The sequence below is a fragment of the Streptomyces sp. NBRC 110035 genome, from assembly GCF_000829695.1.
Classification (GTDB): domain Bacteria; phylum Actinomycetota; class Actinomycetes; order Streptomycetales; family Streptomycetaceae; genus Streptomyces.
Genome location: NZ_BBNN01000026.1, coordinates 70,657 through 85,832 on the forward strand (window position 1 = coordinate 70,657; position 15,176 = coordinate 85,832).

Sequence of the window (15,176 nt, forward strand, 5' to 3'; positions counted from 1 at the left end):
CGCTGGGTCTGCTGGGGGAAGGAGCGTCGACGTGGCCGGCTGGACCTGGGAGTACGAGGGATACGACCCCGCTGAGGCACGCCTGCGGGAGTCGCTGTGCACGCTCGGCAACGGCTTCTTCGCCACCCGGGGTGCGTTGCCGGAGTGCGCCGCCGACGACGTGCACTACCCGGGCACGTACGCGGCCGGCTGCTACGACCGGCTCACCTCCGAGGTGGCCGGACGGCGCATCGAGAACGAGGACCTCGTCAACCTGCCCAACTGGCTGCCCCTGCGGTTCCGGCTGCCCGGGGGGCCGTGGCTCACCCCCGACACGGCGACCGTGCTCGACCACCGTGAGACCCTCCTGCTCTCCGCGGGACTGCTGGAGCGCCTGACCCGGTACGACCTGGGGGAGGGCCGGGTACTGAGGGTGCGCCAGGAACGCCTGGTCCACATGGCCGATCCTCATCTGGCCGCGTTGCGCACCGAGTTCACGCCCGAGGGGCACTCCGGCGCACTCGAGGTCGAGGCGGCCCTCGACGGCGGCGTCACCAACGCCGGAGTGGCCCGCTACCGGGACCTGGACGGCCGTCACCTGACCCATGTGCACAGCGGCAGCACGACACCGGACACCGTGTGGCTGCGCTGCCGCACCCGCACCTCCGGCATCCGGATCGCCCAGGCGTCCCGGCTGCTCTCCGAGGCACCCGTCACCCTCCACGAGGAGAAACCGCGGGCCGTCCAGCTGACACGTCTGCACCTGACCGCGGGCCGTACGGCGACCGTGGACAAGATCGTCGCCCTGTACACCTCACGCGACCCGGCCATCAGCGACCCCCTGCACGCCGCCGTCGACCGGGTGGGCCGCGTCGCCGGCTTCGCGGAGCTGGTGGAGTCCCACCGGACGGCCTGGGGCCGGCTGTGGCGCCGGGGCGAGCTGGACGTGCCCGGGGAGGCCGGCACCATCCTGCGCCTGCACCTCTTCCACGTACTGCAGACCCTCTCCCCGCACACCGCCGACCTGGACGTCGGCGTACCGGCCCGGGGCCTGCACGGAGAGGCGTACCGCGGGCACGTCTTCTGGGACGAGCTGTTCGTGCTGCCCTATCTCAACCTGCACTTCCCCGAGGTCTCCCGAGCCCTGCTGCACTACCGCCACCGGCGTCTCGACCGGGCCCGCACCGCAGCCCGGGACGCCGGACGGCGAGGGGCCATGTTTCCCTGGCAGAGCGGCAGCGACGGCCGGGAGGAGGCCCAACAGGTCCACCTCAACCCGCGGTCGGGCCACTGGGTACCCGACCACTCCCGCCTCCAGCACCATGTGGGCTCGGCGATCGCGTACAACGTGCGGCAGTACTGCGAGGCCACCTGCGACACCGAGTTCCTGCACACCAAGGGTGCCGAACTGCTGCTGCAGATCTCCCGTTTCTGGTCGGACGCCGCCGCCTACGACCCGCTCCTGGGCCGCTACCGCATCAAGGGGGTGATGGGTCCCGACGAGTACCACGACGCCTACCCCGACGCCTCAGGGCCCGGAGTCGACGACAACGCCTACACGAACGTCACCGCGGCCTGGGTGCTCGCCCACACCCTGGACGTGCTGCGCGACCTGCCCGAGCCGCGCCGGCGGGAGCTCGACGAACACACGGGCCTCGACCGGAGCGAACTCGAGAGGTGGGAGGAGGTCTCCCGAGCCCTGCACGTGCCCTTCCACGACGGCGTCGTCAGCCAGTTCGAGGGCTACGGAAAGCTCGCCGAACTCGACTGGCGGGACTACCGGCGGCGTTACGAGGACATCCGGCGCCTGGACCGGATCCTGGAGGCCGAGGGCGACACCGTCAACCGCTACCGGGCCTCGAAACAGGCGGACGTCCTGATGCTCGGGTATCTGTTCTCCCCGGCCGAACTGCGCGGCCTCTTCCGCCGGCTGGGGTACGGGATGGACGAGGCGACCTGGCGCCTCACGGTGGACCACTACCTGCACCGCACCAGTCACGGGTCCACCCTCAGCGGCCTCGTCCACGGATGGGTACTGGCCCGCGACCGGCGCGCCGAGGCCTGGACGTTCTGCCAGGAGGCCCTGCGTGGCGACATCGCCGACATCCAGGGCGGCACCACCGGTGAGGGGATCCACCTCGGCGCCATGGCCGGGACCCTCGACCTGGTCCAGCGCGGGCTGCCCGGCCTGGAGACGCGCAACGGCGACCTGCGGCTGGATCCGGTCCCCCTGCCGGAGCTGTCCTCCTACGGTTTCACCCTGCGCTACCGCGGCCACTGGGGCGTCCGGCTGCGCCTGGAGCGCGGGCGCGTGGAGATCGCCGTACCCTCGTCGGGACCCGGTCCCGTCGGCGTACGCCTACCGGACCGTACGGCCCGCCTCCAGCCGGGGGAGACGGGCCACCTGCCCCTCACGGACTGACGGTCCGGCGGCGACAGGTCACCGGGTACCGGTTACGGGTCACTTGTGGAACGTGATGTACCCGTCGCCGTCCCGGTCGGAGCCGCGCTTCGTGTACGCGTGCGCGTCGGCGCGGCTGCCCGTCGGCTTGACGAGGTAGATCGTGTCCTTGTCGTTGTTCCAGATGAAATTGCAGTTGTCGCGGTAGACGACGTTGTTCCTGTCGGAGTCGGTGCCGTTGCCGCCGCGCAGCTTCACGTGGTCGCGGGGCTGGAGGTAGTGGTCGGCCTTGAAGACGAACCGGTTCCCGGCGGCGTCCTTGACGACGTATCCCCTGAGGTTCACGGTCTTCGTCGACGAGTAGTTCTTGATCGTCAGGTACTCCTGGTGCGTGTTGCCCGTGGAGCACTTGTTGGAGTCGCGCCCCGGAGCGTCGTACTGGACGCCGCGGACCTTCAGCGCTGAGGTGTACTCGGCGGCGTGCGCCGGAACGGCCGTCAGGGCGGCCAGGGCCCCCGCGACGGCTGTGGTCGCGACGGCAGCGGTGCGTATACGCATGAACTGGTCCCCCCTGCACGACCTTTGCGTGAGGATCATGTGGTGATGAAGTGAAGGATCGGATAGTACACAATTCCGATCCCGCCTACACCCGGCAGGTCCCGCAGCCCCAACGGGCCCCACGGGCCCGGCGGAACCAAGTCCCCGCGCACGTGACGGAGCGCCCGCCCGGTCCGTCAGGACCGAACGGGCGCTCGCCGGTACGTCGTCGCGACCGGGATCAGGTCAGGCGCCGCTCTCCCGCAGCATGTCCTCGCGCTCGACGAGCTTCACGCGCGCGCGCCCCTGCGGCTCGCCCAGCGCCTTCTCCGCGGCGTCCAGCCGGTACCAGCCGTCCCAGGTGGTGTAGCGGACGGAGTGTTCGGCGAGGAACGCGTCCACGGCCTCGGGCTCGGGAGCCGCGGGCGTCTGCAGCCGTCCGTTGGCGAAGTCGTCCAGCAGGTTCGAGACCGTCTCGTTGGCGTCGCCCTTGGTGTGGCCGATCAGGCCGATGGGGCCGCGCCGGATCCAGCCGGTGACGTACGTCGACGTCAGGTGCTCGCCGTTCTCCTGGATGACCCGGCCGCCCTCGTCCGGAACGGTGCCGGAGTCGATGTCCCAGGGCAGCTTGGGGAGTCTGTCGGACAGATAGCCCACCGCGCGGTAGACCGCGCTGACGTCCCAGACCTTGAACTCGCCGGTGCCCCTGACGTTTCCGGTGCCGTCGAGCTCGGTGCGCTCGGTGCGCAGGCCGGTCACCCTGCCGTCCTCGCCGAGGATCTCCGACGGCGCCTCGAAGAAGTGCAGGAACAGCTTGTGCGGGCGGTCGCCGACGTCGCGGATCGCCCACTTCTCCAGCGTCTTCGCGACCATGTCGGCCTGCTTGTTGCCGCGCCGGGTGGCGATCGACCCCTCGTCGTAGTCGATGTCCTCGGGGTCGACGACGACCTCGATGGTGGGGGAGTGGTCCAGCTCCCGCAGCTCCATCGGGCTGAACTTCGCCTGCGCCGGGCCGCGGCGGCCGAAGACGTGGATCTCCCGCGCCTTGTTGGCCTGCAGTCCTTCGTGGACGTTCGGCGGGATCTCGGTCGGCAGCAGCTCCTCCGCCGTCTTGGCGAGGATGCGGGCGACGTCCAGGGCGACATTGCCGACCCCGAGCACGGCGACCTTCTCCGCATTCAGCGGCCAGGTGCGCGGCACGTCCGGGTGCCCGTCGTACCAGGAGACGAAGTCCGCCGCACCGTACGAGCCGTCGAGGCCGATCCCCGGGAGGGAGGACATCGCCCGGTCGGCGGTCGCGCCGGTGGCGAAGATCACGCCGTCGTAGAACGCGCGCAGGTCGTCGAGGTGGATGTCGGTACCGTAGTCCACGTTGCCGAACAGCCGGATCTGCGGCTTGTCGAGCACCTGGTGCAGGGCTGTGATGATTCCCTTGATCCGCGGGTGGTCGGGAGCGACGCCGTAACGGATCAGGCCGAACGGTGCCGGCATGCGCTCGAAGATGTCGATCGAGACACCCGGGTCGGCGGCAACGTCGGACTTGAGCAGGGCGTCGGCGGCGTAGATCCCGGCGGGGCCGGATCCCACGACGGCTACCCGCAGGGGGCGGGGCATGGTCAGGTTCCCTTCGAGCGATGACAAGAGCCTCGCCGGAAATCCTAAACTAAGGCATGCCTAACCTGGTACGCGGGTCCGGTCTATGGACTCATAAGTGGACCTTATGACTGCCCTGGTGGGTCCCCGGGCAGCCCTCCACGGATCACGGGATGTGCTGCTCGGCCCAGATGATCTTACCGGTCGGCAGGTAGCGGGTGCCCCACCGCTCCGACATCTGCGCCACCAGGAACAGGCCACGCCCGCCCTCGTCGTTCATGGTCGCGTACCGCAGATGCGGAGACGTGCTGCTGTTGTCGAAGACCTCGACGATCAGATTGCGGTCGCGCAGCACCCGTACCTCGATGGGGCCGCCGCCGTGGCGGATCGCGTTGGTGACCAGCTCGCTCAGGATCAGCTCTGTGGTGAAGACCAGCTCGTCCAGGCCCCACTCGGACAGTTTCCGCGCGATCGTGGCACGCACCTCGGCGACCGCCGCCGGGTCGGACGGCACCGGCCACCGGGCGATCCGGTCCTCGGGAAGCGCCTGCGTACGCGCCACGAGCAGGGCGATGTCGTCCCGCGCCTTGACCGGACGCCGGGCCTGCAGCACGGCCCGGCAGGTGTCCTCGGGGGAGTCCCCGGCCCGGGACAGCGCCTCGCGCAGCAGCTCGAGACCGACGTCGATGTCATGACTGCGGTCCTCGACGAGCCCGTCCGTGTACAGGACCAGTCGGCTGCCCTCCGCCAGCTCCAGTTCGGCCGTCCCGAACGGCAGCCCGCCCAGCCCCAGGGGCGGGCCGACGGGCACGTCCGCGTACCGCACGGTGCCGTCCGGGCGGATCAGCGCGGGCGGCGGATGTCCCGCGCGGGCGACGGTGCAGCGCCGGGTGACCGGGTCGTAGACGGCGTACAGACAGGTCGCCCCGGTCACCGGGGCGCTGTGCTCGTCCTGCGCCTCGTCCTGGTCGATGCGGCCGACCAGCTCGTCGAGCAGGCCCAGCAGCTCGTCGGGCGGCAGGTCGAGCGCCGAGAAGTTGTGCACCGCCGTGCGCAGCCGCCCCATGGTGGCCGCCGCGTGCAGCCCGTGCCCGACGACGTCGCCGACCACCAGCGCGACCCGCGCACCGGACAGCGGCAGGACGTCGAACCAGTCGCCGCCCACCCCGGCCTGCGCGGGCAGATAGCGGTAGGCGATCTCCAGCGCGCTCTGCTCGGGCAGGCTGCGCGGCAGCAGACTGCGCTGGAGCGTCACCGCCATGCTGTGCTCGCGCGTGTACCGGCGGGCGTTGTCGATGGACACCGCGGCCCGTGCGACCAGTTCCTCCGCCAGGGCCAGCTCCTCCTCGTCGAACGGCTCGGGCTTCCCGCAACGCCAGAAGCTGACCACGCCCAGCACCAGGGAACCGGCCCGCAGCGGCACGGTGATCAGCGAGTGGATCCCGTACGCCACGATCTGCCCGGAGCGCTCCATGTCCTGCGCCCGCCACCCCGGGGCCTCGCTCAGCCGGGGCTCGATGAGCGACCGGCCGGAGGCCAGGCTGCGGCCCTGCGGGGACGATCCGACGAACCGGGTCCGGCTGCCCACCGGGTACAGCGGGGTCTCCTTGCGGATGCCGGTCATCGCCGTGCGGCGCACCGACCCCGCCATGTCCGGCTCACCGCCGGCCAGCACCGTCTCGAACAGGTCCACCGTGGCGAAGTCCGCGAACCGCGGTACGGCCAGTTCCGCCAGTTCCTCGGCCGTGCGCGCCACGTCCAGGCTGGTCCCGATGCCCACACCGGCGTCGTAGAGCATGTCGAGCCGCTCCCGCGCGGTCTCGGCCCGGCCGGACAGGGCGCGCAGCTCCGTGGAGTCGCGGACCGTGGCGACGCTGCCGGGCGGGCCTCCCACGCGGTCGGTGGACCGCTGGTTGACCGCCAGCAGCCGGTCGCCGACCCGGTGCACCTCGTCCGTGGCGACCCGTCCCGAGGACAGCAGTTCGGCGGTGCCGGGGTCGAGGGGGAGGGCGAGCACGTCACGGCCCTCCGCGTCCTCGGGCAGGCCGAGCAGCCGGTGCGCCTCGTCGTTGGCGAGCAGCAGGGTGCCGTCGTCGTCGACGATGACCACGCCTTCCCGCACCGCGTGCAGCACCGCGTCGTGGTGCTCGTACATGCGGGTCATCTCGTGCGGACCCAGTCCGTGGGTCTGCCGCAGCAGGCGCCTGCTGACCAGGGCCGCTCCGGTGGTGGCCAGCACGAGCGCGACCGCCCCCGCGGCCAGCACCAGGGGCAGCTGCTCCTCGGCGACGCCGCCGACGTTCTCGGTCGTGATGCCGGCCGACACGAGACCCACGACAACGCCGTCGGGGTTGTTCACCGGCACCACGGCCTGGACCAGTGGGCCGATGGTGCCGGTGATCTCCTCGGTCACCGGCTGTCCGGCCAGCGCGGGCTGGAGGGTGCCGACGAACTTCTTGCCGATCCGGTCCGTCTTCGGGTGCGTGTAGCGGATTCCGTCGGTGTTCATGACGACGACGAAGTCGACCTCGGCCTGTGTGCGGATGGCCTCCGCCCGCGGCTGGAGCAGAAGGGTGGGATCGGGGGACTCGAGTGCCTCGACGATGCCCGGCGAGTGGGCCAGTGTCTCCGCCACGGCGAGGGAGCGGTTGCGGGCCTCCAGTGTGCTGTCGTGCCGTACTTGCAGCACCAGGGCGAACACGGCGGACACGACCAGCAGCAGCACGATCACGACGTACAGGATGAAGACCTGTCCGGCGACGCTGCGGGCGCTCAGCAGGGACCGGAGCCACTTCGGTGGGTGCCACCGGGAGTCACCGCCTCCCTGCCGCTGCCGACGTACGGAGGCCGTGGTGCTGGGCCGCTGGGGCGACCGGGCCTGGGAACGACCCATCAGTCGGACCATGTGCCGAGCTTACCCACAGCCCGGAAACGCGCGCTTTCGGCCGGATGGGCACGTGGAGCCAGGGGCCGAGCAGCCGGCGGAGGAACTGCCGGCGCATGTCGAAAGCGCCGGTTCCCGATCGGCGTGGGGGTGAAAGGAGTACGTTCCCGCGACCTCAGGGGGATCCACCGTGACCGCAGACATCGGCCCTCGCCCTCGGCGGTCACGGGTCAGGCACCGGTGTCGCCCCTGACGACCCAGGAGGCGACGGCGCCGAGGCGCTCTTCGGCCGGATGCACAGTCCGGCGAGCCGGCGGCAACGCCAGGGCATCCCCGGTGGCGAGGAGAACCGCGACTCCGAGCTCGTGCGGGAGTGGTCCGACGACACCGGAGGGGTGGTCACGGGCCGGACGACGTACGACCTGGACGAGGAGTCCCGGGGTGACGACCCGCCGTTCCGCACCCCGGTCCCCGTGCTCACCCATCGACCCCGGCCGGCCCTGGTCAAAGGAGTGCGGCACCACTTTCGCTTTCGTCACCGACGGCTTCCACAGCGCCCCCGACCGGCGAAGGCCGTCGCCGGGGGCGGGGACGTCGACATCGTGGGCGGGGCGAGCACGGTGCGGCAGCACCTCGGTGAGGGGCTCATCGGAGAGCTGCAGCCGCACGCGGTGCCCGTGCTCCTCGGCGCGGCACCGCGGTTCTTCGAGGAGTCCGGCGCGGAGCGGCGGACCCTCGATGCGGTCCGGGTGGTCGGCTCGCCCGTCGCGGTCCATCTGAGGTACCGCTTCGGGAAGCAGGACGGAGAAGCAGCCCACAGGGCATCACTTCCCGGTGGGGTGGTCGGTCCGGTCGGCCCCCACGGACCGCGCGACCAGTGGTGCGTTACCGGTCGCGCGGTCCGCTCCCCGTGCCACTGGCCCCCTCGGCGCTCGTCCCCCAACGGCGCTCGAGCGGGGCTCACTCGGCCAGCGCGTGGGCCAGCTCCGTCGTGGCACGGGCGATTCTGGTGTCCTGGTCGTCCATCAGGTGGCGCAGGTCGCCCCGCCGTGCGCGCACGGCCTGCCGGGCGGCCCGCTCCCAGACGACCGGGTTCTCGCGGTGGTTGAGCAGCTTGGGGTACGCGGCGGCGGTGCTTTCCCACTGCCGGGCGTCGGCGATGGCCCTGAGCAGACGGATGATCTCGGCACGACAGGTCACGTGCGGCAGCTGCGCCAGCTCCCAGAGGAAGGGGACGGTGGCGGCCGTCGCCTGCTCCACCACGAAGCCGTACTGGCAGATCCGTTTCCGCAGATCCTCCAGGGCGGACCGGGCGGTGTCGGCGTCCCCCCAGGCGATGGCGTTGAGCAGCAGAGGGACGGCCGCCGCCGATCCGGTGGAGTCCTGGATGTCCCGCCACGGCACGCGGGACAGTGACATGAGCGGTGTCGTACGGGCCATTCCGGTCGGGGACGTGTGGCGCACAGGGCGCTCGCTGCTCGGCTGTTCCGTAGAAGCGCTGCGCATCGCGTGGGGCCTTTCGCGGCGGTCGGGTCGAATGGGGGAGGGTCAGGCGGGCGGCCGGGCCGACAGCCGGGCCCGGGCCGTCCTGCGTGCCGGGGGCACCCGGGGCCGGCCCCATGCCTCGGACGGGCCGTCGGCGCCGACGGCCGACCGGATCACTCGGTGCGCAGGTGAGGACATGCCGTCTCCTCGATGCGACGTCAGGACGGTCCGCCAACAGGGGGGTTGACGCCCCAGCTATTATCCACACCGAGAGCGGTCGCGTGCAATTGCATGAGAAATTGCGTGAAGTTTTTTCGGGAACGGACGGGGGTGGACCGGGGCGGATCACGTGTGATCCGCCCCGGCGAACGGCCGGGCACCGCCCGGCAGTGCGCAGGAACAGCAAGGAGGCTTCGGTGCCAGGAGTGTGGAACGGAGTGCGGGCGAGTTCCTTGGACGCCTGCTGGATCAAGAGCCGGCACAGCAACGCCGAGGGCAACTGCGTCGAGGTGGCCCCGCTGGGCGACGGGGGTGTGGCGATGCGCAACTCCCGTGACCCCGACGGGCCCGCCCTGGTCTACACGTCGGCGGAACTGGCGGCGTTCCTGGCCGGGGTGAAGGACGGCGAGTTCGACCACCTGGTCTGATGCGGCCGACCGACGCGGTGAAGCGGAGTTCAACTGCCGACTTCTGTAAGGATTCTGTGGGTCGCATACACGGCGGCACAGTGAGGTGCGATAGTGTAAACCGCCCTTGTGCCGGTCTGCTGGGAGTCGGGATGTCCGCCGCGTCGCATCGTATCTCCCGTCTGGAGCCCTATCTGGACCGGCCCGAGCCGGCTCCGACCCTGCTGAAGATGCTGGTCGGTGTGCAGTTGGCCGGCTTCCGCGAGGACGCCGGGCTGCCCCAGGACCAGGCGGCGCGCTCCGTCGGCTTCAGCGCGGCGAAGCTGTCCCGCATCGAGTCCGGCAAGGGGCGTCGCCCGCCGACGGAGCGCGACGTCCGGGCCTTGCTGGAGCTGTACGGCACGGACGACTACGAGGTCTCGGTCCTGGTCAAACTGCTCCGGCGGGCCGGGGAGCCGGGCTGGTGGCAGCGGTACGACAAGCGGCTGATGCCCGAGTGGTTCGACCGGCTGGTCGGACTGCAGGAGGCCGCCGCCACCATCCGCACCTTCGAGATCCAGTACGTCCCCGGGCTGCTGCAGACCGCCGCCTACACCCGTGCGGTGGTGGAGCGCGGCCTGACCAACGCGCCGGCGAGTGAGGTGCAGCGTCGTGTCGAACTCCGAATGCGGCGGGCCGCGTTGCTGATGCGCGAGGGCGCCCCACAGCTGTGGGCGATCATCGACGAGTCGGTTCTGCTGCGCGTGCTGGGCAGCGCCGAGGTGATGCGGGAACAGCTCGCCCACCTCGTGCGGATGGCCGAGCGCTCCAACGTCACCGTACAGATCGTGCCGTTGAGCGTGACGAACGCGTCGGCTCCCGCCATCCCGGTGACGTATCTGCGCTTCGGCGGCCTCGATCTGCCCGACGTGGTCTACCTGGAGCACATCAAGAGCGCCAACTTCCTCGAGGACCTCGACGAGACGGAGGAGTACCGGATCGTACTGGACCGCCTCGCCGACGAGGCCCTTCGGCCCCGTGAATCCCTGGACCTGCTGCGCGCCACCATGCGGGATCGCTACCCGGATCCGCAGTCCGGGTCGTGACACCCCGGCACCTCGAGCCGGAACGCGACGCGAACGCCCCTGTCCGCTCGGAATCACCGGGGCCGCGAGGGGCTTTGCCGTGACCGGGCGGAGGGGCGTACGCCCGTGGGGTCCTACAGCGGGATCCGGCCCACGCCGCCGAACTCGATCCACTCCTGGGTGAGCTGACGGGGCGCCACCTCGGTGTCCGGACGCCAGGTGGACACCTCCACCAGACCCGGCTCCAGGACTTCCAAGCCCTCGAAGTACGACGCGACGTCGCTCTTCGTGCGCACCCGGCCCCAGTTCCCCTGGGTTGCCTGGTCCATGAACTCCGTGACCGACTCGCGGACTTCGAGGTCCTCGCTGACCAACTGGCACATCACCAGGAAGCTGCCGGGCGCGAGCCGTTCCCGGACCCGGCGGGCCACGGCGATCGGGCCGTGGGTGTCGCTGTCCGGGATGCAGTGGAACACGGAGTTGAACAGCACGCAGGCCGGCCGCGAGAAGTCGATCAGACGCCGCGTCTCGGCGTGGTCGAAGATCGAGTCGGTCTCCCGCATGTCGGCCTGTATGACCGCCGTGCGCTCGTCCTGCTCCAGCAGCGCGCGCCCGTGCACCAGCACCATCGGGTCGTTGTCGACATACACCACATGGGTGGTCGGGTCGATGCGCTGGGCGACCTGGTGAACATTCTCCTGGGTGGGCAGGCCGGAGCCGTGGTCGAGGTACTGCCGGATCCCGTACTCCTGCGTGAGGACCCGGACGACCCGCTGGAGGAAGCGCCGGTTGTTCAGAGCCAGGCGGCGTGTGCTGGGCACCACCTTGTCGAGCTCTTCCACGGCGGCACGGTCGGTCGCATAGTTGTCCTTGCCGCCCAGGTAGTAGTCGTACATGCGTGCGGCTGTCGGCACGGTCGCGTCGATCTCGGTGGACAGCTGATTGCCGGTGTGCATCGTTCCCCCTGCGGAGTGCCGCTCCAACTGGACTGGCTGGACAGGGAGTACATCCTAGGTAGCGCTGCGCGAGTGGGTCCAGCCCATCGGTGAACAAGGTCCTGCGGGAGTGGAGGGACCATCGTTGCCGGTACCGGTTGTCACCGGGTGACCGCATGGCGTGAGAATCTGTACGGGGGGGGGAGTGTGGCGGTATCGTCGGTTTCGTCCCCTCCGGTGTGTGCGGCGGGCGGGGCCGGCCGGCCGATTCAGTCGCTTTCCCGGGAGACGGTCATGGACGCCACGGACGACTACTACGACCTGGGCAGCTATCGCCGCCCCGTGACGACCGCCCTGGCCGAGGCCCAACTCTGGTTCGATCGCGGACTGTTGTGGACCTATGCGTTCAACCACGAGGAAGCGGTCGCCTGCTTCGAGAGGGCGGCCGAGGCCGACCCCGACTGCGCCATGGCTTACTGGGGCATCGCCTACGCCCTCGGCCCGAACTACAACAAGCCCTGGGAGGCCTTCGACAGCGACGACCTCATCCGCAGTGTCGAACGCACCCACACCGCTGTCGAATTGGCGCACGAGAAGGCCGCGGGAGCCACGTCCGTGGAGCGTGCCCTCATCGGAGCCCTGCGTGCCCGCTACCCCCAGGGGCGGGCGGTCGAGGACTGCTCGGTGTGGAACGAGCCCTACGCGGACCGCATGCTCGCGGTGTACGAGAGCGCCCCCGACGACCCGGACGTCGCCGTGCTCTGCGCGGACGCCCTGATGAATCTCACCCCCTGGCAGCTGTGGGACCTGAAGACCGGCCGCCCCGCGGCGGGCGCCCGCACCCTGGAGGCCAGGGCCGTGCTCGACCGGGCGCTCGCCGGTGACAGCGGCGCCCGGCATCCCGGCGTCGTGCACCTGTACATCCACTTGATGGAGATGTCCCCCACCCCGGAAGCGGCCCTCATGGTCGCCGACCGGCTGCGCGGCGCCGTGCCCGACGCCGGCCATCTGCGCCACATGCCCTCGCACCTCGAGGTGCTGTGCGGCGACTACCGACGGGTCGTGTCCGACAACACCCTCGCGATCGCCGCCGACGAGAAGTACCTCGCGCGGTCCGGCGCCATGAACTTCTACACCCTCTACCGCGCCCACAACCACCACTTCAGGATCTACGGCGCCATGTTCGCGGGCCTCTCGAAGGTCGCCCTGGACGCCGCCGCGCAGCTCGAAGCCGCCGTCCCCGAGGAACTGCTCAGGGTGCAGAGCCCGCCGATGGCCGACTGGCTCGAGGGCTTCCTGGCGATGCGCTTCCACGTCCTCATCCGCTTCGGCCGCTGGGACGCCGTCCTGGCGCTGCCGTTTCCCGCCGACCCGGTGTTGTACCGCGTGACCACCGCGATGCTCCACTACGCCCGTGGCGTCGCTCTCTCGGCGACCGGGGAGATCGACCGGGCCGAGGCCGAGCGGGAGAGCTTCCGCGCCGCGGTGGACCGGGTGCCGGACACCCGGATGCTGTTCAACAACACCTGCCAGGACATCCTCGCCATCGCGGCCGCGATGCTGGACGGTGAACTCGCCTACCGCAAGGGCGACTACGACGACGCGTTCGCCGCACTGGAGCGGTCCGTCGAGCTGGACGACAACCTCCCCTACGACGAGCCCTGGGGCTGGATGCAGCCCACCCGGCACGCGTACGGGGCGCTGCTGCTGGAGCAGGGCCGCGTGGGCGAGGCGGAGGCGGTCTACCGGGCCGACCTCGGCCTCGATCCCACCTTGCCCCGGCCGCTGCAGCACCCGGGCAACGTCTGGTCGTTGCACGGGTTCCACGAGTGCCTGACACGCACCGGCAGGACGGGGGAGGCCGCGATCGTGGCCCAACAGCTCAAGGCGGCGGCCGCGCTGGCGGACGTACCGATCGAGACGTCCTGCTTCTGCCGGCTGGACACCCGCCCGACGGTCTTTGGCGCGGACGCGGGCACCACCGGGGACGGCTGCCACTGCGCCTGAGCCGAAGACCCCGGTACGGCCGGACGTCCCGGCGCCGGGACGTCCGGCCGTACCGGGGGGCGGAAACAGGGGGCCGCGGTCCTCAGTGGGCTTCCACGACCTCCTGGAACGACTCCATGCAGGGGAAGCAGTGGCGGTCCGTCGCGTCCCGGCGACGGGGCTCGTCCTCCTTCTCGACCCCGCACAGCGTGGTCGTTCTGTCGGTGGTCAGAACATGCCACACAGGCTCCCCCGAAGTGTCCGCACCGCACCACATCTCGTGCATTCCCAGCTCCCTCCGGGTAGGCAGGCCGCTTCCATACGAGCACGGCGCGGGCCGATGCGGCGCCCGGGGAGGACCAAGCGGGTGATGTGCGGGGCGGGTGTGTTTCCGTACGGCGGTCACCGTCGGCGCCGACTCGGTCGGTGACCGCGCCTCCTCGTCCGCCCCGGCTCCGCCGGCGCACACGGTGCCGAACGCCGAGGGCCCCCGGCCGAGCACCGCCGCCCTGCCGCTCGCCCGGCGGGCCGATGAGACCGGTGAGATTGCCGGTCCGCGAGGGCGGCCCTCTCTCCGACAGTGGCAACCGCCAGCCCATCGGCGGCGCCCACGGCCGGCGCACGGTGACACCCCCATGTCGTACCCCCGTGCACCTGCCACCGGACGGTCCGCCGCGACAGAGAGGACCCCTCGCCGTGCAGCAGCACCCCCACACCGGCACCGCAGGCCCGGCCGCACGCCCCTCCCGCACCCGGCGCGGCAGGACCGGACGGTTCACCGGACTGGCCGCGCCCGTCGTCGCCGTAGTCGGTCTCACCGCCCTCACCGGTCCCGGCGCCCACGCCGCGGACAACCCCTACGAGCGCGGTCCGGCGCCGACCGAGTCCAGCATCGAGGCGCTGCGCGGCCCGTACTCCGTCTCCGAGACCTCGGTCTCCTCGCTCGCCGTCACCGTCTTCGGCGGAGGCACCATCTACTACCCGAGCAGCACCGCCGACGGCACGTTCGGCGCGATCGCCGTCTCCCCCGGCTTCACCGCCTACGAGTCCTCCATCGCCTGGCTGGGCCCCCGCCTGGCCTCCCAGGGGTTCGTCGTGTTCACCATCGACACGAACAGCACCCTCGACCAGCCCGCCTCCCGCGGCGACCAGCTGCTCGCCGCGCTCGACTACCTGACCGGACGCAGCGCGGTCCGCGGACGCGTCGACAGCAGCCGCCTCGGCGTCATGGGCCACTCGATGGGCGGGGGCGGCAGCCTCGAAGCGGCGAAGGACCGGCCCTCGCTCCAGGCATCGATCCCGCTGACGCCCTGGAACCTCGACAAGACGTGGCCCGAGGTCAGGACCCCCACCCTGATCTTCGGGGCCGACGGCGACACGGTCGCCCCGGTCTCCACCCACGCCGAGCCGCTCTACACCGGTCTGCCCTCCTCCCTCGACCGGGCCTACCTGGAGCTGAACAACGCCTCCCACTTCACGCCCAACTCCAGCAACACGACGATCGCGAAGTACAGCATTTCGTGGCTGAAGCGGTTCATCGACAATGACACCCGCTACGAGCAGTTCCTGTGCCCGCTGCCGCGGCGGAGCCTCACGATCGAGGAGTCGCGGGGCAACTGCCCGCACACCTCCTGACGTCCCGTCGGACACCGACAGGCTCCGGTGGCGGCCCGCGTACGGCGCGGG

General features: G+C 71.0%; 11 protein-coding genes and 1 pseudogene. 6 read left to right on the forward strand and 6 right to left on the reverse strand.

Annotated elements, in window-relative coordinates; genetic code table 11:
• Nucleotides 1–31 precede the first annotated feature (31 nt).
• Nucleotides 32–2,401, forward strand: a complete 2,370-nt coding sequence (locus tag TU30_RS16470; protein ID WP_042170528.1) for a glycoside hydrolase family 65 protein — start codon at nt 32–34, stop codon at nt 2,399–2,401.
• A gap of 39 nt (nt 2,402–2,440) precedes the next feature.
• Here the strand turns inward: TU30_RS16470 and TU30_RS16475 are convergent, their stop codons facing one another.
• The 3 genes from TU30_RS16475 to TU30_RS16485 form a co-directional block, all read right to left on the reverse strand.
• Nucleotides 2,441–2,938, reverse strand: coding sequence for a lamin tail domain-containing protein (locus tag TU30_RS16475; protein WP_042170529.1), 498 nt, complete (start codon nt 2,936–2,938; stop codon nt 2,441–2,443).
• 225 nt (nt 2,939–3,163) lie between these two features.
• On the reverse strand, nt 3,164–4,531 hold the full coding sequence (locus TU30_RS16480; RefSeq protein ID WP_042170531.1) for an FAD-dependent oxidoreductase: 1,368 nt from the start codon (nt 4,529–4,531) through the stop codon (nt 3,164–3,166).
• Nucleotides 4,532–4,676: 145 nt separating this feature from the next.
• Nucleotides 4,677–7,415, reverse strand: a complete 2,739-nt coding sequence (locus TU30_RS16485; RefSeq protein ID WP_199816863.1) for a SpoIIE family protein phosphatase — start codon at nt 7,413–7,415, stop codon at nt 4,677–4,679.
• A gap of 272 nt (nt 7,416–7,687) precedes the next feature.
• Between TU30_RS16485 and TU30_RS37280 the strand changes: the two are divergent.
• A pseudogene (locus TU30_RS37280) lies at nt 7,688–8,074 on the forward strand (dihydrofolate reductase); the annotation flags it as partial.
• 280 nt (nt 8,075–8,354) lie between these two features.
• Here TU30_RS37280 and TU30_RS16495 read toward each other — a convergent pair.
• The gene (locus tag TU30_RS16495) at nt 8,355–8,900 is read right to left on the reverse strand and encodes a hypothetical protein (RefSeq protein ID WP_078878316.1); all 546 of its coding nucleotides are present in this window, start codon (nt 8,898–8,900) and stop codon (nt 8,355–8,357) included.
• A 395-nt stretch (nt 8,901–9,295) separates the two neighbouring features.
• On the opposite strand from TU30_RS16495, the gene TU30_RS16500 reads away from it, so the two are divergent.
• Nucleotides 9,296–9,526: a DUF397 domain-containing protein gene (locus TU30_RS16500; protein WP_042170541.1), complete on the forward strand. Its 231-nt coding sequence runs from the start codon at nt 9,296–9,298 to the stop codon at nt 9,524–9,526.
• 131 nt (nt 9,527–9,657) lie between these two features.
• Nucleotides 9,658–10,590 carry a helix-turn-helix transcriptional regulator gene (locus TU30_RS16505; RefSeq protein WP_042170544.1) on the forward strand — a complete coding sequence of 311 codons (933 nt, stop codon included), beginning with the start codon at nt 9,658–9,660 and terminating at the stop codon, nt 10,588–10,590.
• Between the two features lie 113 nt (nt 10,591–10,703).
• Here the strand turns inward: TU30_RS16505 and TU30_RS16510 are convergent, their stop codons facing one another.
• Nucleotides 10,704–11,525: an SAM-dependent methyltransferase gene (locus tag TU30_RS16510; protein WP_042170547.1), complete on the reverse strand. Its 822-nt coding sequence runs from the start codon at nt 11,523–11,525 to the stop codon at nt 10,704–10,706.
• A 273-nt stretch (nt 11,526–11,798) separates the two neighbouring features.
• Between TU30_RS16510 and TU30_RS16515 the strand changes: the two genes are divergently transcribed.
• The gene (locus TU30_RS16515; protein WP_042170550.1) at nt 11,799–13,511 is read left to right on the forward strand and encodes a tetratricopeptide repeat protein; all 1,713 of its coding nucleotides are present in this window, start codon (nt 11,799–11,801) and stop codon (nt 13,509–13,511) included.
• Between the two features lie 82 nt (nt 13,512–13,593).
• Here the strand turns inward: TU30_RS16515 and TU30_RS16520 are convergent, their stop codons facing one another.
• Nucleotides 13,594–13,734: a hypothetical protein gene (locus TU30_RS16520; RefSeq protein ID WP_234307883.1), complete on the reverse strand. Its 141-nt coding sequence runs from the start codon at nt 13,732–13,734 to the stop codon at nt 13,594–13,596.
• A 452-nt stretch (nt 13,735–14,186) separates the two neighbouring features.
• Between TU30_RS16520 and TU30_RS16525 the strand changes: the two genes are divergently transcribed.
• On the forward strand, nt 14,187–15,125 hold the full coding sequence (locus TU30_RS16525; protein ID WP_042170555.1) for a lipase: 939 nt from the start codon (nt 14,187–14,189) through the stop codon (nt 15,123–15,125).
• The last annotated feature ends 51 nt before the right edge of the window (nt 15,126–15,176 follow it).

Bases quoted from the DNA above. Each gene is read 5' to 3' on its own strand.
- TU30_RS16485 (WP_199816863.1), bottom strand. From the start codon at position 7,415: ATGGTCCGACTGATGGGTCGTTCCCAGGCCCGGTCGCCCCAGCGGCCC.
- TU30_RS16495 (WP_078878316.1), bottom strand. From the start codon at position 8,900: ATGCGCAGCGCTTCTACGGAACAGCCGAGCAGCGAGCGCCCTGTGCGC.
- TU30_RS16475 (WP_042170529.1), bottom strand. From the start codon at position 2,938: ATGCGTATACGCACCGCTGCCGTCGCGACCACAGCCGTCGCGGGGGCC.
- TU30_RS16515 (WP_042170550.1), top strand. From the start codon at position 11,799: ATGGACGCCACGGACGACTACTACGACCTGGGCAGCTATCGCCGCCCC.
- TU30_RS16480 (WP_042170531.1), bottom strand. From the start codon at position 4,531: ATGCCCCGCCCCCTGCGGGTAGCCGTCGTGGGATCCGGCCCCGCCGGG.
- TU30_RS16510 (WP_042170547.1), bottom strand. From the start codon at position 11,525: ATGCACACCGGCAATCAGCTGTCCACCGAGATCGACGCGACCGTGCCG.
- TU30_RS16505 (WP_042170544.1), top strand. From the start codon at position 9,658: ATGTCCGCCGCGTCGCATCGTATCTCCCGTCTGGAGCCCTATCTGGAC.